The sequence below is a fragment of the Staphylococcus sp. NWU MKU2 genome (assembly GCF_033283605.1).
Classification (GTDB): domain Bacteria; phylum Bacillota; class Bacilli; order Staphylococcales; family Staphylococcaceae; genus Staphylococcus; species Staphylococcus haemolyticus.
Genome location: NZ_JAVSMH010000006.1, coordinates 83404 through 102962, shown reverse-complemented (window position 1 = coordinate 102962; position 19559 = coordinate 83404). Strand labels below are relative to the sequence as shown.

The window sequence follows — 19559 nt, the reverse complement described above, 5'->3', positions numbered from 1 at the left end:
TTTTTCACATTCATTAGGTATTAGGGAATGTCCTAATTCGCATGGGGGAATCCCTAAAAAACAAAAAAGCAGGTAGTGGTACATAACGTTCTAAGAATTCGTTATACCACTCCTGCAAGGATGACTTATAAATTAATATATTTAATTTTATTGTTATTGATTATTTGTGTATATAATTGTTGTTGTGATGGATGGTAACTTTCATCAACGTGCACTAAACAACGATATCCTGTTTCAGATAATTCTTCAGCTTTTAATAAAGCATCTTCTTTCGAACCTTTTATAACATACAATGAATCATCTAAATTTCTTTCATGCTCTTGTTTCAACACTTTATCATTATCAATATGGTCAACAATAGCGCCTAAAATACAAATTCCTGGTTCACCTTCAAGTTCATGTTGTTGTAATTGATGCTCAATGTTGCTTAATTTACCAACGATGACGCGTTGGTTATGACACGTAGCATTAAACACAATTGCTATCGAATAGTCCTCTGAAGTATAAGCTGTGATTTGATCAATGATACGGCCCAATCGCTTTATCCCCATATAGATGGCTAATGTCCCACCATTAATCAAATTACGTATATCTGTTTCTTGATTGATTGAATCTTTGAAATGGCCTGTTGAGAAGGTCACACTAGGCGCTACTGATCTCATTGTTAATCCTAAATCCATTGTTGCAACAGCTGCACTTGCCGAAGTTACACCAGGAACAATTTCATATTCGATACCATAGTCTTTTAAAGTATTGACTTCTTCAGTAACACGACCGAATATTGCTGGATCGCCACCTTTGAGACGAATGACTGTTTGATACTTTTTAGCCGCTTCAACGATTTTTAAATTAATTTCGTCTTGTTGTATATGTTTAGCGTAAGGCTTTTTACCTACATCAATGAATTCCGCATCAGCGGGTGCATATTGAAGTATGAGTGGGTTTACTAAACGATCATATAGAATAACTTCAGCTTTCTTAATACATCGTTCTGCTTTTTTCGTTAATAGATTAGGATTACCAGGTCCAGCACCTATCAAGTAAACCTTTGATTTTTCATCTACAGACATACATAAACGTCTCCATCGATGACTTCAACTTGATATGTTTCAACACATCCAGTATCAGGTTCTTGTACCTCGCCACTTCTCAAATCAACCTTTTGATCATGTAAAGGGCAATAAACGTAGTCGCCACTTACTGTTCCTTCTGATAATGGTCCTTGTTTGTGAGGACAAATGTTATTAATCGCATGAATGTCTCCACTTTCAGTTAAGAAAATGCCAATTTCTTTACCATCAACAATCACTTTTTTTCCAATCAATGGTGTTAATTCTTCTAATGTCGTTACTTTAACTTTTTCCATAGATTTCATATGTTACACCCTCTCAACTTCAAAGATTTTTCGAGCTTCTTTATCTTCAACGATTGCTTCCCAAGGTTCGCCATGTCCATCAATCGCTTTTTTAGCATCCATAATTCTATCGAATAACTCTTTTTGACGTTCAGGATCCAGTAATACTTCTTTAACATTTTCAAAGCCTAAACGATTTAACCATGGTGCAGTTCTTTCTGCATATATGCCAGTTTCACGATAATACTGCATTAACGCACCACATAATTGAATAACTTCATCTTCAGTTTCAACGGTAGTTAATAATTTACCAACTGTAACATCTGTACCTCCGTTACCACCGATGTAAATTTGATAACCGTTTTCTACTGAGATAACACCGAAATCTTTAACTCCTGATTCAACGCAACTACGTGGACAACCAGATACACCCATTTTAAATTTATGTGGTGTGTCAATGTATTCGAATGTTTTTTCTAAACGAATACCTAAGCGTGTAGTGTATTGAGTACCGAATCGACAGAATTCTTTACCTACACAACTTTTAACTGAACGTGTTTTCTTACCATATGCTGAAGCTGAACGCATACCTAAATCTTCCCATACTTTAGGTAATTCTTCTTTCTTCAATCCATATAAACCTACACGTTGAGAGCCTGTTACTTTAACTAATGGAACGTTGTATTTTTTTGCAACTTCACCTAATCTTATTAATTGGTCAGCATCTGTTACGCCTCCACGCATTTGTGGAATAACAGAGAATGTACCATCATTTTGAATATTTGCATGATAACGTTCGTTTGCGAAGCGTGATTCTTTTTCATCTTGATGGCCATGTGGGTATACCATATTTAAATAGTAGTTTATTGCTGGACGACATTTTGGACAACCATTTTTATCTTTAAAGTCTAGTACGTGACGTACTTCTTTAGATGTTTTTAGACCTTTAGCTCTTATTTGCGTAACAATTTGATCACGTGTTAAATCAGTACAAGCACAAATTCCGGTAGGTTTCGCTGCTACAAAGTCATCACCTAATGTGCATTGTAATAACTCGCCAATTTGCCCTTTACATTTACCACATGAATTACCCGCTTTAGTTGCTTTCGTTACTTCTTCCACTGATGTTAATCCTTTAGTCGTAATCGCATTAACAATCGTACCTTTATCTACACCGTTACAGCCACAAATAGTTTCATCGTCTGGCATATCAGCGATAGAAGTTACCGCTTCTTCTCCACCTTTGTACAATAATGATACTAATGTATAGTCTTCTAGTGATTCATGTTTTTTCATCATATTATAGAATCTTGAGCCATCATCTGTATCACCATATAATACTGCTCCGACAACTTGACCATCACTCAAATAGACTTTTTTATAAATATTATCGACACTGTTGAAAATTTCAATACCATGGACATTCTCATTTTCAACAATTTGCCCCGCACTATATAAATCACAGCCAGACACTTTTAATGAAGTGAAAGTTGTAGAACCTTTGTACCCTTCTGTTTCTTTTCCAGTTAGGTAGTCAGCTAACACTTTACCTTGTTCATAGAGCGGTGCGACTAAGCCATATACTTTGCCGTCATGCTCTGAACATTCGCCAACAGCATAAATATTAGGGTCTGATGTTTGTAAATAATCATTAACAACAATACCTCTATTTACTTCCAGACCTGCATCACGTGCTACTTGAGTAAATGGACGGATACCGACTGCCATGACCACTAAATCAGTTTCGATTATTCTTCCATCCGCCAATTTAATCGCTTCTACATCATCTTTACCTATAATTTCTTTAGAGTTCGCTTGTAACTCGATATTCATACCTTGACGTTCTAAATCCGCTTTAAGCATGCCGCCAGCTTTACGGTCTAACTGCATTTCCATAAGCCATTCTGCTAAGTGTAATACAGTTACTTCCATACCTTGATCCATTAAACCACGTGCACATTCAAGTCCTAATAATCCGCCACCAATAACGACAGCTTTCTTTTTCGTTTTAGCGATTTCAATCATGCGTTCAGTATCTTCGATTGTTCTCCAACCTATAACACTTGGTAAATCTGATCCAGGTATCGGTAATACGAAAGCACTAGATCCTGTTGCAAATATACAAATGTCATAATTAACTTCAACACCTTTTGATGTTGTTACTGTTTGTGCTGAACGATCAACCGTCTCTACTGGGTCGTTGACGATGAGCTGAATGTTGTTCTCTTCATACCATTCATATGGATTCATTATTGTTTCTTCTACAGTCATTTTCTTCTGTAATATATTTGATAACATTATTCTGTTATAGTTTGGATAAGGTTCTTTCCCAATAATTGTAATGTCAAATTGTGAATCTGAACGCTCTAGAATTTCTTCTATCGTTCTTAATCCCGCCATGCCGTTTCCAATCATCACTAATTTTTGTTTAGTCATAAAATATGCCCCTTTTATCACTTAAAATTTACTTATTTTCCATTTGCAATTTTTGTTTTTTTTAAATGTTTGATATTCAACATTTGTTTCTTCACTGCTATTCTATAACAGATTCCACTTCAAATGTGATGATTTTCACAAATAAATTAAAAATCAGGGAATTCCCTAATACGTTCAATAATTTGTCCAAATACAATAAAAAACTGAGACAACATTGTGCCTCAGCTTATAAATCCTAATTAAATGTTAATTGCTTTAAACGTTCACTAATAATTCCCTTTAATATGTTATCGAAATTAATAGACGGTGTAATGTGTAGCGTACCCTGTATATCCATTTCTGAAATGAGTCGTTTTACTTTGTTTACTAGTCGCCCATCATATAAAAACATTGGCACTACAATAAGTTCATCATACTCATTCGAAAGTTGATCCAAGTCATTTCTAAAAGTGATGTCACCATATAGCGTACGACAATAGATAGGTACAGGTTGATTCATTTTTTCACTAAATTCCTTTAACTCCTCATGTGCTTTCGTATATGAGAAACTACCATGTGCGATTAATACAATCGCATAATTAGAGGAGGTAGAAATTTCAACATCTTGAATACGTTTTTCAACTAAATCTACCATATAGTCATGCGTACCAAGCGGTTCACTAATTTCGTAACTTATTTCAGGATGATCTTTTTTGATTTTTGATAAAATTTCAGGAACATCAACGATATAATGCATTGCCGAAAAGATCAAAAGAGGTACAACTTTAAATTGAGTTTCACCTTGCTTTATTAAACGACCAATCGTGTTTTCAATACTCTTTTCTTCACTTTCAATAAACGCTAATTCATATTCATACGTTTCATCACTTAATAAACAATCTAAGAATTCCCCCAACGCTTTATTTTGATCACCTTTTCTCATGCCGTGTGCCACTAATATATTCGCAACCAATCGCTTCATCCCCTTTATATAAGACTTTAGTGCTTTTAAAAATTTGGTCATAAAATGCTTTAATGTTGATTAAAATAATATGTTTTAATCATAATTTAGTCAACTTTTTCAATAATGTGGTTGAATTAATTCATTAAAAAAAGGTTCTGCTATCTACTCATTTAACTTAGTGATAACACAACCCTATTATTGATTACTTAGCCTTCATACTATCACGTGAACCATTTAAATACGCATATACTAAACCAATAAATATACCTCCACCGATATAGTTACCAATTAAAGCAAACACAATATTTTTAATAACACCTAACCATGATAGTGCATCTAAATTATAGAACACCATACCTGCGTACAAACCAGCATTGAAGACAACGTGTTCATAACCCATGAATACAAACACAACAACACCTGCAGCAATAAAGAATGCTCTTGCCAGTCCTTCTTTAAATAACATAGACACATATATACCTATATTAATAAAGAAATTACAGAAGATTGCTTTAACTAAAATATTTAACCAAGTTGATTCTACCGTTTTCATATGTACTGTCTTACTTAAGCTGGCAATCATTTCTGGCGTCATAATATGCGTCCCTTTCATTAAGAAGAATAATATGAATCCACCAATAATATTCCCTATAAAACAGAATAAGAAAATGAACAACATCTTATTAATAGTAATGGCTCTATAATACCAGCCGACTGTTAAATACATGAAATTACTAGTTAGTAATTCTGAGTTCGTCAACACAATTAATACTAAAGCTAAACTAAATGCAATCGCACCTAGCAAATTAACTAAACCTTCATTAGTGCCTGCAAATTGTGTTTTAATTGCCAACATAAATACCGTTACGATTGCTAATAAAAACCCTGACATGATTGCTTTCAATGCATATCTACCAGGCGTTTTTGTAGCCATAATTTCTTTCGTCTGTACCTGCCCAACAGCAGCTTCTACAATATCACGCGTTGCATGGGTGTCCTCAACCGTTTTATTGTTCTTCAACATATGTATGCCCCCCTACATCCTTTCAAGTTATGTTTCAATTATATATTTTTTAAGAAAACATGAATAGCTTAAATTTTTTTAGGTAAAAAAAGTGAGGTAAAATCGTATCATGTAGACACGATTTTACCTCACTTAGTAATTCACTATTTATGTGCTTTAAGTCTTGATAAATAGCGTAAACCTGTTGCAAAAATGCCATAGCCTAGCGCTGTTCTTAAAACATATTTAATTGCACTATTATCAATTGCCTTTGAATTGAGTAGTACTGTAGGTATTAATGTACTAACTAAAAATAAAGCAAGTACTTTTAAATATCTTTCTTTCATATCATCAACCTCATTTCAACTACATTATAACTTAAATATAGTTGAATTTTTTGACATACTTATGACTTTTTTTGTTTCAATAATGAATCAAGTTGGTCCAATGTAGAATTCATTCCCGCTTCTACACCCATATCAAGTGCTTGTTGCGCCGCATCTTTTGTTGGAAAGATAGAAGTTGACGTTACAAGCGTGCGTTGCGCTGATTCTGAAGTGAAATCAATCAAAATTTGCATCCCAGGTAATGATGTATCTTTCTCACCTTGAGATGTAGCAAAGAAATCTAAGTATTCAATATGATTAGGTTTATCCACCTTTTTATATTCAGTCAATGTGTAACTTGTTTGTTCCGGCATTTCTATCGCAAAGAAGGCATCACCACCGGCTACTGGGTTAAAACGATAAACTTTTGTTTTACCACCTTGAGGATGAAACCATTGTTCGAATAACGTCTCCGTAGTGTATGCCTCGAAAACTTCATTTATTGGCGCCTCAAACGTTCTATTAAATATAATTTTATTATCTTTTAGTTGAATTGACATTTAAATCCCCCTATCTATTTGTTAAAAGCTCTCTATGAATTTACCAGTTATTTTTTTAATTACAAAAATATAAAAGCTCCCTTCAAAGTTTACATTCATTAATGTCTACTTTGTAGGGAGCCATATGAGTATTTTTAGTAAGTAGTATAACTAGTGATTAGTCTTCAAGTGGAAATTCTAAATCAAATTCAACATTTAAGTCTTTTCCTAATAAGAAACCACCAGTTTCAAGTTGTTGGTTAAACGTAATGCCATATTTTTCACGGTTAAGGCTTCCAGTAATTACTAAACCAGCAGTGTTTTTACCGTTTAATGGATTTAAACTAGTACCTTTATAATCTAAATCAAAAGTTTCTTCATGTGTTTGATCTTTCATAGTTAAGTTACCAGTAACTGATTTATCATCTACTTTAGTAATTTCAAATTTAATTTCTGGGTAGTTTTCAGCGTCTAAGAAATCTGCGCTTTTAAGATGATTATCACGATCTGCTACTTTAGTATCAATTGAATTTGCTTTAACAGTAAAAGTACCTTGTAATGAACTTAAATCATTGAAATCACCTGAAATGTTAGCGTCAAATTCGTTAAAACGTCCTTTAACATTTGATACAACTAAGTGTTGAATAGAAAAGTTAACTCCTGAATGTGCTGGATCTAAATTTAAATTAGCCATGTGTACATACCTCCATTATTTAAATTATGAAACTACGTAGCTGAAAATCAGTACTATAGTTTGTATAATTATTATACTTAGTATAATAAAACAACTTAAGTGAAAATACAAGTAAAAAGACTCAAATTTTAAATTTATTAATGTGCTAACATTTCTTCTTTAATATCGTCCTTATCTAATGAGGCAGGATAATACGTAGGCCAATGATCCATTTCTTTAAGTAATGTTTCATTGTTGTTACCCATAAAAATGTGGAAGTGTTCTGCTTTCTTAGGTGCGATATTATGATCACTAAACTGAACGTACTTCGGTAATGTTTGCTTGTCAGAGTGCTTCAATTTAAAAATAAATCTAACTCCACGATTACCTTTCTTATAATCTAGGATTTTTTTACCAACATATTCATACGTTCCAGTAACCTTCTTCCCATTTTTTTCAAAAGTAATGTTATCACCTTTAATATTTATGTTAGAAACGTCAGTTTTGTAACCTTTCTCATAGTATTTTTTATACTCTTTTGCTGTCATAGTGCTATCTTCTTCGGATTTATGTTTCATAACATCATCTAAATCACCATTTTTTAAATAGGGATAAACTGATTGCCATTCACCTTCATAATCTGATAGCGCACGATCTTTAACTTGCTCATCTTTAAAATAACCATCTGAAATTGCTTTGTCATGCTTATGTTCAGCTTTGTCATCTTGTACTTTAATATTGGAATCCAATGCTTTATCTAAAGCTTCAATATTTTTGTTCATTAAAGTTTGATAATTCATTGATGTGTCTTTAGATAGTTCTTTATTTAGTGACTCCATATTATAGAATTTTAATGGCTTGGCGTTGGTTTCTTTTCTGATTGTCTCAGTCACTTTATTGGCAACATTATCTTCATATAATATGTATTTAACATTTTTATCATTAATCTCTTTAACTAATTGTGTAAGTGCTTTTTGAGAAGGGTCTTCAGCGTTCATATTTTGAATTCCCTTTTGAACAAAACCATAGCGATCAGCGAGATAACCTAAAGATTCATGTGAAATAAATACAGCATTACCTTGTTTATCTTTAGTAATGTCTTTTAATTTATTGTCAATGTCATCTAACGATTTCTCTAATTTTTTAAAATTTTTCTCATATTCATTTTTATGCTTTGGATCTTTAGCTACTAACTGATTTTTAATTTCTTTAGCAAAGATTTTATTTTTCTCAGGATCTAACCATACGTGTGGATCATATCCGCCATGATGATGGTGTTCGTGTCCATGTGAATCCTCGTGTTCTTCATCACCGTGTTCGTGTTGATCTGTTAGTAGTGTTGATTGATCTAGTTTATCTTGTAATGAAACTTTCTTTTTATCATTTTTAATTGTGGCTGCAACTTTCTTAGCGACTGGATCTAAATCATCACCTGTATATACAAATAAATCAGATTGATTAACCTTTAGCATGTCTTTCTGAGTTGGTTCATAATCATGTAGGTCTGTACCAGCAGGATAAATAGACGATACATTGACATGATTACCACCTATTTCCTCTATAAAGGATTGCAAAGGATATACAGTTGTAGACACATTCATTTTGTTATCACCTTTAGAATCTTTATTAGAACGATCTTCCTTTCCACAAGCGACTAATATAAATGCAATAATAGTTATTAAAACAGTAAGACTTAAAAAGCGTTTCATTTTATACCTCCTAAATAGTAATAATTACGATTTAAAAGTATAACTTTATTTGTATAAAATTACAATAGTTTTTTAATGTTTTTTATTTTCAATTTAATAAAACCATCTTTTATTAAAAATATCTATCATTAATTAAGTTACTACCTTTCTAAATTTAAAAAAAGAAGAATCATAGTGAAGTACACTACAATTCTTCTTTGAATCAACTTTATTAAATTTATTTCACTTCTCTTTAGTGGTTACAATATAACACAAAATGAATGTCAGCGTTATTCACTATGACATCGTGACTATAAGTATTTCTTCCATTCTTCGACTTTATAAGGATCTTTCACTCTTTTTCCATTTATAAAAACTGTTGGAACAGTATCAATATTATTATCTTCTGTTAGTTCTTTTTGTTCTTCTGCTTTTTTCCAAGCTTCACTGTTCTTAGTCTTATACTGCTTTTTAATGTCAGTTTTTTGTTGCGTCGTAATATCTAACTTATCAATTTCTTTATCAAGAAATTGTTCTGTTAACCACTTTTTATCCTCGTCTTTTTGATTCGCGAATACGTTACGTTGAAAAGTTAAGTATTCATTAGGTGCAACTTTTTGCACTGCGTTTCCGGCTCTAGAGCCGACGATAGAATCTTTACCAAGAAAACCAGCATTAATAAATTGATACTCTACTTTATTCGTATCAATATAGTCTTTTTTAATTGTTGGCATTACATTCTTTTCCACTTTTTTACAGTATGGACATTTAAAGTCTCCATACTCGACGATTAAAATTTTGCCATTTTTAGTTTTAGGTGGCTGCTTTTCCTTGTTGTTATTAGAACAAGCACTCATGATGATTATTAAAACCATCATCATACTTAATATCAAAATTGTCTTTTTCATAGATGCTCCTTTGTAATAACATATTAATTCATATTTTCTTCCTTATAATCAGCATCATGTGATTCGATATATTGTTTTGTATCAAAGTTATCAATGCGTTTCGCTTTTTTACCATCAAATTGATAAGTGTAGTAATGAACTTCTTCATTATTACTTAAAGGCTTATACGCTAAGACAACATACTTACCATCTTCATATACATAAATATTCGCATCTTTTTTATCAAAGTGTTTAACCATATCTCCTGTATCATTCTTAGCCATTTGTTCTTGCTTTTGATCTTGCATTTTAACAGCTTTATCTATTTTATCGACATATTTATCGTTACCACACGCTGCTAGCAATAATATACCGACACTTAACATAACTAATATACGTTTCATATATTCACTCCTATTGCCCAGTTCTCTTTATCTATCATTATACTTCTTTTGCAAATACTATCATACAATGGTTTTAAAATATGCGCTAGTTCATAAAAATTTAGTTTTCTAAAAATATTTATTATTATAAATTAAATATATATTTTAACCTACAACTAAAGTACGATGTGATTTAATAACTTATCTTGTGTAATAGTTGTAGTTATTTGTTAAAATAAATGATAATTCTTAAAAACGCAGAGGAGTAGATGAATATGAAATTCGTAACTTTATCACCGGAGGAATTTGAGAAATTTACATCCAGTCATTTCTCTCATTACACACAATCCCGAATTCACTTTGAAAACAGAAATGAATTAAAAGATGATGTGCATGTTGTAGGTGTCAAAGATGACAGCGACAATGTCATCGCTGCAACTTTAATGACTGAGGCACGTGCTTTAAAAGTATTCAAATACTTTTATACACATCGTGGACCTGTCATGGACTACAGTAATATTGAATTGGTTCACTTTTTCTTTAAATCACTAACAAGTTATTTAAAAAAATATAATTGCTTATATGTATTAGTCGATCCTTATATTTTGGAGAACCTACGTAATGCTGATGGAGAAATTTTAGAAAGTTACGATAACCGAGCAGTCATCAAAACGTTGGAAGATTTAGGTTACAAACATCAAGGATGGACAGCAGGTTATAGCACAATGAGTCAAATACGTTGGTTATCTGTCTTAGATTTAAAAGACAAGTCAGAAGATCAATTATTAAAAGAAATGGACTATCAAACACGTCGTAACATTAAAAAAACGTATGAAATGGGCGTAAAAGTAAGAACGCTACCTATGGATGAAACGGATACGTTCTTTGAATTATTCCAAATGGCCGAAGAAAAACATGGTTTCAAATTTAGAGATAAACCATACTTTTATGAAATGCAAAAAACGTATAAAGACCATGCAATGCTTAAACTTGCTTATATTGATTTAAAGGATTACTTATCTACTCTTCAACAAAAACACGATTCATTGACAGAACAATTAGCCGAAGTCGAGGCTGTATTAGAGGAAAACCCTAACTCTAAGAAAAATAAAAATAAACGCACACAAATACAACAACAAGTTGATAGTAATGAACGCAAATTAATTGAAACGAAAGATAAAATTGCAGAAGAAGGCGAAACACTTAATCTAGCTGCGGCTTTATACTTATATAATGAACACGAAGTTTATTATTTATCCAGTGGTTCAAATCCTAAATATAATGCGTATATGGGCGCATATCGTTTACAATGGGACATGATTAAATTCGCAAAAGAACATAATGTAGATCGTTATAATTTCTACGGTATTACAGGTGACTTTAGTGAAGATGCTGAAGATTATGGTGTGCAACAATTTAAAAAAGGCTTCAATGCTAATGTTTACGAATACATTGGAGATTTCATTAAACCGATACACCCACTTGCATACAAAGTTAAACAACTATTAGAACGTAAATAACTATAATGCAAAAAACACTTTTCTAAGTTCAACTTTATGAACTTTAGAAAAGTGTTTTTCATTATTAATCTTCATTAATTACATTTAAGAAACGACGTAATTCTTCTGTCTTAGGATGTTCGAATACTTCGTCTGGTGTACCTTGTTCACCGATACGTCCTTCATGTATAAAGACGATTTTATTTGAGACTTGGCGTGCAAATCGCATTTCATGCGTTACAATCACCATTGTCATACCTTCATCAGCTAATTCTTTAATTACTCTTAATACGTCATTAACTAATTCTGGATCTAATGCAGATGTAGGTTCATCAAACAACATAACTTGCGGATTCATAGCTAGTGCTCTAGCTATTGCTACACGTTGTTGTTGACCACCCGAAAGTGCATGTGGTCGTTGATCTTTAACACTTGTTAACCCAACTTTTTCAAGTAACCCCATTGCTCTTTCTTTCGCATCTGCTTTACTCATTTTCTTAACAGTTACTAATCCTTCCATTACATTTTCCAATGCAGATTTATGTGGAAATAGATTATAACTTTGAAATACCATACCCGATTGCTTGCGTACGCTTATTTGAGACTTTTTATTATTTGCGGTGTAACTTTCACCATTAACACTTACATTACCTGCAGTCGGAATTTCTAAAGCATTAATCATACGTAGTAATGTCGTTTTACCTGAACCAGATCGTCCGATAAGTGTTACGACTTCCCCTTTTTCTACGTTTAAATCAATGCCTTTAATGACTTCTTTATCATTGAATGATTTATGGATACCACTTAGTTCAATCATGAGTTATACCCTCTTTCAATATATGATTCATAGAAGCTTTGGATAACTGAGATAATGAAGCAAATTACCCAATACATAACTGCTACAAGAATATAAATTGTGAAATATTCATATGTTGTAGACGCTACCTCTTGAGCTTTACGGAACATTTCTGCAACTAAGATAAAGCCAAGTAATGATGTATCTTTAATTAAACTTAAGAATGTATTTCCTAAAGCTGGTATTGAAACACGAATCGCTTGAGGTAAAATAATTCTTTGAATCGTTTGTCTATAGTTCATTCCTATAGAATAAGCCGCTTCTGTTTGACCTTTAGGTATAGAAATAATACCACCACGGATAATTTCTGAAGCATACGCACCAACATTAAGTGATAAACCGATGATAGCTGAAATAACTGATGATAATGTCCATTGTTCATCAGCATTACCAGTTACTAGGCGTCCTAATTCAGGAATACCATAAAAGATTATGAATAACTGTACAATCATCGGTGTACCACGAATAATTGAAACGTATACTCTTGCGATACCTTTTAAAACTTTACTCGTTGAAATACGCATTAACGCTGTAAATAAAGCAATAATCAAACCTAAGATAAATGTAACTATTGTTATTGGAATAGAATATTTTAATAAACCTTCCAACATTGGTCCAAATGCTTGCCCTGCCGCATCTAATGCATGTTGTTGTTGACTATTTAGGCTCAGAAACATTTTCACCGAACCATTTCTTACCAATTTCTGCTAATTTACCATTTTCTTTTAATGTTTTAAGTCCATCATTGAAATCAGATACAACTTTATCATCAACATCTTTGTTAAATGTGAATGCTGATTTACTTTGTTCTGCATTTCCTTTGATTGCTTTAATTTTAGCGTTTGGTTTTTGTTTTTTATAATCTAAGTAAGATAAGCTATCGTTGAATGTACCATCAACACGATTAGATAATAATAAGTCCATCGCTTGGTTAAAGCCATCAACTTTAGTAATATCTGCACCTTTATCTTTAGCTAATTGACCATAGTTAGACGTGAATGTTTGAGCCATTTTTTTACCTTTAACGTCATTAAATGATTTAATGTTCTTTTCATTTTCACGTACTACTAAAACTGCGCTTGAATAAGTGTAAGGTGTAGAGAATTTATATTTTTTCTCTCTATCTTTGTTTACACCAACTTGGTTAGCAATAACGTCAAAACGTTTCGCATCTAAACCAGCAAACATTGAATCCCATGATGTTTCATTAAATTTAAGTTTATAACCTTTTTCTTTTGCAACTGCTTTGATTACGTCAATATCGTAACCAGTTAATTTGTCTTGTTTATTGTGGAACGTGAATGGTGCATATGTACCTTCAGTACCCACTTTCAGTGTTTTACTATCGCTGTTACTACTACTTGATTTAGAATCACTATTTTTATCAGAAGATCCTCCATTACCACAAGCAGCCAACACAAAGATAAGTGCTAAAGCAACAAATAAAAGTCTTTTCATCTACCTTGTCCTCCATATTCCTATTAGATTAGTCAGAATAAATTAATTCTAATCTCATGGGTAGGAATAGTCAACATTATTTTACATTTGCTTAAGTGTTCAGAATGTTTGGATATTAATAAAATAAAAAAGAGACCTAGACATAGAACGTTTTTGTTAGAAGGAGCCCTCTATGGTATCCCTTCTTTGGAAAATGCTTAAACATTTTCAACGTTCGTCTTGATCTCTTATTTTAACTATATAAAGTTCATTTAATTATTTTGTAATTTAGCTTCAGCCTTAACCTTTTTCTTACTTTTAATTAAAAATGTAAGTAATAAACTGATGACTGTAATTATAACGGCAAATAAAAATCCTGAATGATAACCATGAAGCATAGCATCAATTTGTATTTGTCCTGCCATTTCTTTTTTATCCATACCTTGATAATCACTCATCGTCGGTTGGAAATTCTTACTTGCTGTACTTAATATTGTAATTAAACCTGCTGTTCCAATTGAACCAGCAATTTGCTGAATGGTATTTGTCATGGATGAGCCATGAGCATTAAGTTCTGGTGTTAGCTGATTCATTGTATGCGTCATTATTGGCATCAAGCCCATTGCAATTCCAATCATACGAATAGCATAAACAGTTGCTAACATTATCGTAGATGTATGTTCGTCCATGACTACAAAGTAAGAAGTCGTTATAAGAACAATAGACATACCAATTATTGCTAACACTTTAGCACCAAATGTTTCGTATAACCAACCTGAAATAACCGACATGATAGCCATAACAATTGCGCCAGGTAGTAAGATGAGTCCTGAATCGATAGGCGTTCTTCCTAATAGATTTTGTACAAACATAGGTAATACTGTTTCTGAACCAATCATCGAAATCATTGTTGCAGCCATAATCGCTAAACCAACTGCAAACTCTTTATTCTTAAACACTTTGAAACTTAGTAATGGCGTTTCAAGTCTCTCTTGACGCCAAATAAATATTCCGACTAATAGTATGCCGCCAATTATCGTTATTAATACTAGTGGATCATCCCATCCATCACTTGAAATAGAACTAACACCATATAATAATCCACCAAATCCTAATATAGATAATATTATAGAAATGAGGTCAATAGGAGTTTTAACTGTTGTTCCAACATTTTTAATAATTTTTAAAGCTATAAGAAATGTTATTGCTGAAATCGGTGCTACGACATGGAAAAGTGATCTCCAATCAAAATATTCAACTAAATAACCAGATAATGTAGGTCCAATTGCTGGTGCCAGACCTATGACCAATCCAAACATTCCCATATATTTACCACGTTCATGTGGTTTAAAGACATCTAGAATTGTTGTCATCATGAGTGGCATCATAATACCTGAGCCTAATGCTTGTATAATACGTGCGATTAAAAGAATTGTGAAGTTTGGACTAAAACCGCCTAACATCGTCCCGATAAAGAATATCAGAATTCCAGTTAGGAATACTTGTCTTGTTGAGTATCGCTGAATAATAAATGCAGATAATGGAATGACTACACCATTAGTTAGTAAGAATGCAGTTGTTAGCCATTGTACTTGTGAATACTCAATGTTGAAATCTTTCATTATTCTCGGCAATGCTGTAGTGAGTAGCGTTTCATTTAACAACCCGAAAAAGCCACCTAACAACATCGTAAATATCATTGCTAATTTTTGTCTATGTGACATATTATTCCCCTCCTATCTACCTAAGCTTTCAATAGATACATTTGCCTATTATACATATATATTTTTAAATTTCATATAAATTGTTTGTATTATTTTGTAAATCGTAATAATTACTATTTACTTTTAACTTACTTTCCTTTATGCTTTTTAAAAAGGAGGAATCAAATATGAAACAAGATTTACAAACAGCACGTCGAAATTTGAATAGTCCTAATATCAAAACTCGCAAACGTGCATTAAAAATAATTAAACAATACAAACGTAATCGTAAATCAGCTTAATGTTATCTATTTCTTCCATAAATAACTCCTAAAAAGAAGAAGGCTGGGACTATATAAAATGTCTCAGCCTTCTTTTACCATAATGGCAGTAGTTGATTGATTTGAAAATTCGCTTAAATCAAGCCTTTTTCAAACCTAGTCATCCTTGCCGGGATGGGACAGCGAATTTATTTTAATTTCTGTCCCACTCCCACTCCTTTAATTTAATAATTATAAATAATAATGATCAATTACATTTAAATTGTCATCTAATTCATAAATAAGTGGTGCACCAGTTTTAATTTCATAGCCAATGATATCTTCATCAGATACATTATCTAAATATTTAATTAATGCGCGGATTGAATTACCGTGTGCAGCTACTAGAACTGTTTCTCCATCTAATAGATGTTGAGAAATCTTATCTGTCCATATAGGTACCACACGTTCTAACGTTGTTTTTAAACTTTCAGAATAAGGCATCATACGATGATCTAAATGTCTATAACGACGATCTTTTAAATATGATTCGCGTTGTTCTTCAGTTTGTGCTGGTGGCTTAACGTCATATGAACGTCGCCATTGATGCACTTGTTCTTCACCAAATTCTTTTCGCGCTTCATCTTTATTAAGACCTTGTAATTTACCATAATGACGCTCATTTAAACGCCAACTTTTATGCACTGGAATCCACTCTTGATCTGATTCAGCTAATAAAAATTGAGTTGTCTCTAATGCTCTTGTTAACAATGAAGTAAACGCCACATCAATTTCAATGCCATTTTCTTTTAGTTTACGTCCAGAAGTAATTGCTTCATTTCGTCCTTGTTCAGATAGTTGAACATCTTCCCATCCTGTAAATAAATTTTTAGCATTCCATTCACTTTGACCGTGACGACATAATATTAATTTTGGCATATCAAAACACCTTCCTATACGTTAGTTTTAATTGAATGATTTTGTTTAAAATGCCTTAAAACCAATCACTAACTCTAAATTTACTTCCCTATGCTTTGCAACAAGTAATCTACTCTTTTTCTATTACATTTATTATAAAACTATTTCGTTAAATTTCATAATATCTTAAATTCACGCCATTTTTGGCATAAATGACGTTAGTTTGTCATGTTCGTTACCTTCAGTTCATTTTTGATACTATCTTTTGATATTGTAGTAACCTATGTCATTAAATGAGGTGTTATAGTGAATCTACCGTAATCAACAGCAAGACATATTGGGATGCATAATCTAAAAGGATATTAAAAGATAAGTAATTATGACTTTACTTAATTTAATTGCAATTTTAGATTACTTACAAAAAACCAATTTCTAAAGGAGATTATTTATTATGAAGAAATCAATTTTTGCATTAATGACAATGGTATCTTTAGGTGCCGTAGGATTAGAATCAGGTCAAGCACATGCGAGTGAAATGACACATGGTCAACAAAATCAATCTTGTCAATATAATCAACATACACAATTACAACACAATCAACCATCTCATCAGAGTCAACATACTAATGTAGCATCAGCTGCAACTATACAAGCTAATACAACTAATGTTACTACTAATACATCATCTAGTAATACCGAATCTACAGCCGATAATAGTTCATCTAGTAACACTTCAAGTGATGACAATTCATCTAATGAAAGCTCATCTAGTGAAAGTACATCTTCAGTATACAAACAATTTATCGCAGCTGGTGGAACAGAACAATTATGGGAGAAAATTGTCTTACCTGAATCAGGTGGAGACCCTAATGCGTCTAATGGACAATATCATGGTTTAGGACAGACAAATCAATCTTGGGGTTATGGCTCTGTCGAAACGCAAACAAAAGGCATGATTTCGTATGCTAAAGAACGTTATGGTTCAATTGAAGCTGCAATTAGTTTCCGTGAATCTAACGGTTGGTGGTAAAATTTAACAGAACTTAGATTATTTTTAAATAACTTGAAAAGCCAGTAAATGAAATTAACATCATTTACTGGCTTCTTTATTCGTAATCATTATTTTCAGAAAAAATCATTAAAATTAACAATGCTTTTGTTCAGAATCTATTCATCTTACTTTTACATAGTATCCGGTTCTGGATGTACATATACTGATGATATACCTTTACTATGTAAGTGATTCTCCACTCGATCACAAATATCATGTGCTTGTTGAAGAGACAAATGTGCATCAACAACAATCGTAACATCTAAAAATATGCTACTTCCATGGTAGCGTCCCTTAAGATTGTTCACATCTTTGACGTCATCCACTTCCAATACAACATTACGATATTCTTCAAGATCCTGTTCATTGAATCCATCGCTAAGTGCGAAAATTGACTCTCTAAAAATACCAAACCCGGTATAAATAATTAAAAATCCTAGAATCGTTGCTAAAATAACATCGACAATAGGTAAACCAAATTGAGTAAATACTAGACCAATTGCCGTACCCATACTAACTAATCCATCTGATAAGTTATCTTTTGCAGCGGACTTTAACGAACTACTCTTCGTTTTCTGAGCTAATCTCTGATTTATTGCAAACACACCTATCATAATTAACCCACTTATTAAACTTACAAATATTGTGACTACATTTGGTGTATTGTGCTCATTTGTAAATATTCTAGGTGAATTTTCAATCACAACTTGAATACCCACGAACATGATAATAAATGAAACCAACAACGTAGAAATATTTTCAGATTTCAAATGACCATAAGGATGATTTTTATCTGCTGGTTTTATTGAAATTTTCAATCCAACAATAACAGCTATAGATACAATAATATCTGTCATATTATTCAAAGCATCTGCTCTAACAGCCGCTGAATCAAAAACAAATCCAGTAATATATTTAGAAACAGATAAAATAATGTATACTACTAAACTTAAATAAGCCCCTCTTTGTGCCAATTTAAGATTTTCACTTTGAGACATTTTGTTAACCACCTTAAATGCTTTAATATCAATAGTATGTACTATCAAAATATGAATGACAACGTTTTTTGATTTCTATAAAATCCATATAATTAATCTAATTAAATTTTTAGCAAAACCTAAATTTTACTTTAGCTAAAGCTATAAAATTGTCACTCTTTAAAGTCATTTGAAGTTTCGTATTATAAAAATAAATCGTCTAAAGTTGCACGTCATTTAATCCTTTAAAATCCACTTTGAAACAATAAATGTAATTGGAATAGTAATAATTAAACCTGCAAATGGTGCGATTTCAGATGGAAATTGAAACCACTTAACAAAGACATATAATAATAATGTTTGCATACCCATATTTATTACTTGAGTTAATGGAAAACTTAAAAATTTCTTAAGCGTTGGTCTTACTTTATAAACGAAATAACAATTTAAATAGTAAGAAATAACAAAACTTACTAAGAAACCAGCAATATGACTAATCATATAATTCACGTGAAATAATTTTAATAATAATAAATACACAATATAATAATTAAGGGTATTAATCCCCCCCACAATTATAAATTTTATAATCTCAAAGTGGGTTTGATTTAATTTCATCGTCTTTC

General features: G+C 32.1%; 21 protein-coding genes. 3 read left to right on the top strand and 18 right to left on the bottom strand.

Going from position 1 to position 19559, the window contains the following annotated elements; genetic code table 11:
- Positions 1-125: 125 nt before the first annotated feature.
- The 11 genes from cobA to SBL15_RS09925 form a co-directional block, all read right to left on the bottom strand.
- Entirely contained in the window at positions 126-1070 is a 945-nt protein-coding gene (cobA, locus tag SBL15_RS09975; protein WP_317955885.1) for a uroporphyrinogen-III C-methyltransferase, read from the bottom strand.
- Positions 1061-1375 carry a nitrite reductase small subunit NirD gene (nirD, locus tag SBL15_RS09970; RefSeq protein WP_011274977.1) on the bottom strand — a complete coding sequence of 105 codons (315 nt, stop codon included), beginning with the start codon at positions 1373-1375 and terminating at the stop codon, positions 1061-1063. The genes cobA and nirD overlap by 10 nt, the downstream gene beginning before the upstream one ends.
- 3 nt (positions 1376-1378) lie before the next feature.
- A complete protein-coding gene (nirB, locus tag SBL15_RS09965) occupies positions 1379-3790 on the bottom strand; it encodes a nitrite reductase large subunit NirB (protein ID WP_107637884.1) in 2412 nt (803 codons plus the stop codon).
- Positions 3791-4025: 235 nt separating this feature from the next.
- Complete coding sequence (locus SBL15_RS09960; RefSeq protein WP_317955882.1) at positions 4026-4742, bottom strand: sirohydrochlorin chelatase; 717 nt, start codon at positions 4740-4742, stop codon at positions 4026-4028.
- A gap of 193 nt (positions 4743-4935) precedes the next feature.
- Positions 4936-5757, bottom strand: coding sequence for a formate/nitrite transporter family protein (locus tag SBL15_RS09955; protein ID WP_053018394.1), 822 nt, complete (start codon positions 5755-5757; stop codon positions 4936-4938).
- A gap of 143 nt (positions 5758-5900) precedes the next feature.
- Entirely contained in the window at positions 5901-6083 is a 183-nt protein-coding gene (locus tag SBL15_RS09950; protein ID WP_317955880.1) for a hypothetical protein, read from the bottom strand.
- A 59-nt stretch (positions 6084-6142) separates the two neighbouring features.
- The gene (locus SBL15_RS09945; RefSeq protein ID WP_053016554.1) at positions 6143-6622 is read right to left on the bottom strand and encodes an SRPBCC family protein; all 480 of its coding nucleotides are present in this window, start codon (positions 6620-6622) and stop codon (positions 6143-6145) included.
- Positions 6623-6779: 157 nt separating this feature from the next.
- Entirely contained in the window at positions 6780-7295 is a 516-nt protein-coding gene (locus SBL15_RS09940; RefSeq protein WP_053016552.1) for a YceI family protein, read from the bottom strand.
- A gap of 137 nt (positions 7296-7432) precedes the next feature.
- Positions 7433-8983: a zinc ABC transporter substrate-binding lipoprotein AdcA gene (gene adcA, locus SBL15_RS09935; RefSeq protein ID WP_107612274.1), complete on the bottom strand. Its 1551-nt coding sequence runs from the start codon at positions 8981-8983 to the stop codon at positions 7433-7435.
- A gap of 290 nt (positions 8984-9273) precedes the next feature.
- The gene (locus SBL15_RS09930; protein ID WP_317955878.1) at positions 9274-9870 is read right to left on the bottom strand and encodes a DsbA family protein; all 597 of its coding nucleotides are present in this window, start codon (positions 9868-9870) and stop codon (positions 9274-9276) included.
- A 23-nt stretch (positions 9871-9893) separates the two neighbouring features.
- Positions 9894-10253, bottom strand: coding sequence for a DUF4467 domain-containing protein (locus SBL15_RS09925; protein ID WP_037535751.1), 360 nt, complete (start codon positions 10251-10253; stop codon positions 9894-9896).
- Positions 10254-10507: 254 nt separating this feature from the next.
- Here SBL15_RS09925 and SBL15_RS09920 point away from each other — a divergent pair, with 254 nt between their 5' ends.
- Entirely contained in the window at positions 10508-11752 is a 1245-nt protein-coding gene (locus SBL15_RS09920) for an aminoacyltransferase (protein ID WP_107612276.1), read from the top strand.
- Positions 11753-11816: 64 nt separating this feature from the next.
- Here SBL15_RS09920 and SBL15_RS09915 read toward each other — a convergent pair whose 3' ends face one another.
- From SBL15_RS09915 to SBL15_RS09900, 4 genes are all read right to left on the bottom strand, one after another.
- Entirely contained in the window at positions 11817-12548 is a 732-nt protein-coding gene (locus SBL15_RS09915) for an amino acid ABC transporter ATP-binding protein (protein ID WP_107612277.1), read from the bottom strand.
- Positions 12545-13264: an amino acid ABC transporter permease gene (locus tag SBL15_RS09910; protein WP_029376620.1), complete on the bottom strand. Its 720-nt coding sequence runs from the start codon at positions 13262-13264 to the stop codon at positions 12545-12547. Before SBL15_RS09910 ends, SBL15_RS09915 begins: the two co-directional genes overlap by 4 nt.
- Positions 13245-14045 carry a transporter substrate-binding domain-containing protein gene (locus tag SBL15_RS09905; RefSeq protein WP_011274964.1) on the bottom strand — a complete coding sequence of 267 codons (801 nt, stop codon included), beginning with the start codon at positions 14043-14045 and terminating at the stop codon, positions 13245-13247. The genes SBL15_RS09910 and SBL15_RS09905 overlap by 20 nt, the downstream gene beginning before the upstream one ends.
- 251 nt (positions 14046-14296) lie before the next feature.
- Positions 14297-15748 (bottom strand): MDR family MFS transporter, encoded by a 1452-nt coding sequence (locus tag SBL15_RS09900; protein ID WP_053041411.1) that lies wholly within the window; start codon positions 15746-15748, stop codon positions 14297-14299.
- A 167-nt stretch (positions 15749-15915) separates the two neighbouring features.
- Here SBL15_RS09900 and SBL15_RS09895 point away from each other — a divergent pair, with 167 nt between their 5' ends.
- On the top strand, positions 15916-16029 hold the full coding sequence (locus tag SBL15_RS09895; RefSeq protein WP_107609856.1) for a putative metal homeostasis protein: 114 nt from the start codon (positions 15916-15918) through the stop codon (positions 16027-16029).
- Positions 16030-16239: 210 nt separating this feature from the next.
- On the opposite strand, the gene SBL15_RS09890 is transcribed toward SBL15_RS09895, so the two are convergent.
- Entirely contained in the window at positions 16240-16926 is a 687-nt protein-coding gene (locus SBL15_RS09890; RefSeq protein WP_011274961.1) for a 2,3-diphosphoglycerate-dependent phosphoglycerate mutase, read from the bottom strand.
- A 430-nt stretch (positions 16927-17356) separates the two neighbouring features.
- Between SBL15_RS09890 and SBL15_RS09885 the strand changes: the two genes are divergently transcribed.
- A complete protein-coding gene (locus tag SBL15_RS09885) occupies positions 17357-17935 on the top strand; it encodes a hypothetical protein (protein ID WP_107612279.1) in 579 nt (192 codons plus the stop codon).
- 152 nt (positions 17936-18087) lie between these two features.
- On the opposite strand, the gene SBL15_RS09880 is transcribed toward SBL15_RS09885, so the two are convergent.
- Together SBL15_RS09880 and SBL15_RS09875 are read right to left on the bottom strand one after the other, a co-directional pair.
- The gene (locus SBL15_RS09880) at positions 18088-18954 is read right to left on the bottom strand and encodes a cation diffusion facilitator family transporter (protein WP_107612280.1); all 867 of its coding nucleotides are present in this window, start codon (positions 18952-18954) and stop codon (positions 18088-18090) included.
- A 216-nt stretch (positions 18955-19170) separates the two neighbouring features.
- The gene (locus SBL15_RS09875; protein ID WP_011274958.1) at positions 19171-19551 is read right to left on the bottom strand and encodes a GtrA family protein; all 381 of its coding nucleotides are present in this window, start codon (positions 19549-19551) and stop codon (positions 19171-19173) included.
- Positions 19552-19559 lie beyond the last annotated feature (8 nt).

Bases quoted from the DNA above. Each gene is read 5' to 3' on its own strand.
- SBL15_RS09910 (WP_029376620.1), bottom strand. From the start codon at position 13,264: ATGTTTCTGAGCCTAAATAGTCAACAACAACATGCATTAGATGCGGCA.
- SBL15_RS09955 (WP_053018394.1), bottom strand. From the start codon at position 5,757: ATGTTGAAGAACAATAAAACGGTTGAGGACACCCATGCAACGCGTGAT.
- cobA (WP_317955885.1), bottom strand. From the start codon at position 1,070: ATGTCTGTAGATGAAAAATCAAAGGTTTACTTGATAGGTGCTGGACCT.
- SBL15_RS09945 (WP_053016554.1), bottom strand. From the start codon at position 6,622: ATGTCAATTCAACTAAAAGATAATAAAATTATATTTAATAGAACGTTT.
- SBL15_RS09895 (WP_107609856.1), top strand. From the start codon at position 15,916: ATGAAACAAGATTTACAAACAGCACGTCGAAATTTGAATAGTCCTAAT.
- SBL15_RS09880 (WP_107612280.1), bottom strand. From the start codon at position 18,954: ATGTCTCAAAGTGAAAATCTTAAATTGGCACAAAGAGGGGCTTATTTA.
- SBL15_RS09940 (WP_053016552.1), bottom strand. From the start codon at position 7,295: ATGGCTAATTTAAATTTAGATCCAGCACATTCAGGAGTTAACTTTTCT.
- adcA (WP_107612274.1), bottom strand. From the start codon at position 8,983: ATGAAACGCTTTTTAAGTCTTACTGTTTTAATAACTATTATTGCATTT.
- SBL15_RS09900 (WP_053041411.1), bottom strand. From the start codon at position 15,748: ATGTCACATAGACAAAAATTAGCAATGATATTTACGATGTTGTTAGGT.
- SBL15_RS09875 (WP_011274958.1), bottom strand. From the start codon at position 19,551: ATGAAATTAAATCAAACCCACTTTGAGATTATAAAATTTATAATTGTG.
- SBL15_RS09890 (WP_011274961.1), bottom strand. From the start codon at position 16,926: ATGCCAAAATTAATATTATGTCGTCACGGTCAAAGTGAATGGAATGCT.
- SBL15_RS09925 (WP_037535751.1), bottom strand. From the start codon at position 10,253: ATGAAACGTATATTAGTTATGTTAAGTGTCGGTATATTATTGCTAGCA.
- SBL15_RS09930 (WP_317955878.1), bottom strand. From the start codon at position 9,870: ATGAAAAAGACAATTTTGATATTAAGTATGATGATGGTTTTAATAATC.
- nirB (WP_107637884.1), bottom strand. From the start codon at position 3,790: ATGACTAAACAAAAATTAGTGATGATTGGAAACGGCATGGCGGGATTA.
- SBL15_RS09950 (WP_317955880.1), bottom strand. From the start codon at position 6,083: ATGAAAGAAAGATATTTAAAAGTACTTGCTTTATTTTTAGTTAGTACA.
- SBL15_RS09905 (WP_011274964.1), bottom strand. From the start codon at position 14,045: ATGAAAAGACTTTTATTTGTTGCTTTAGCACTTATCTTTGTGTTGGCT.
- SBL15_RS09915 (WP_107612277.1), bottom strand. From the start codon at position 12,548: ATGATTGAACTAAGTGGTATCCATAAATCATTCAATGATAAAGAAGTC.
- SBL15_RS09885 (WP_107612279.1), top strand. From the start codon at position 17,357: ATGAAGAAATCAATTTTTGCATTAATGACAATGGTATCTTTAGGTGCC.
- SBL15_RS09920 (WP_107612276.1), top strand. From the start codon at position 10,508: ATGAAATTCGTAACTTTATCACCGGAGGAATTTGAGAAATTTACATCC.
- nirD (WP_011274977.1), bottom strand. From the start codon at position 1,375: ATGAAATCTATGGAAAAAGTTAAAGTAACGACATTAGAAGAATTAACA.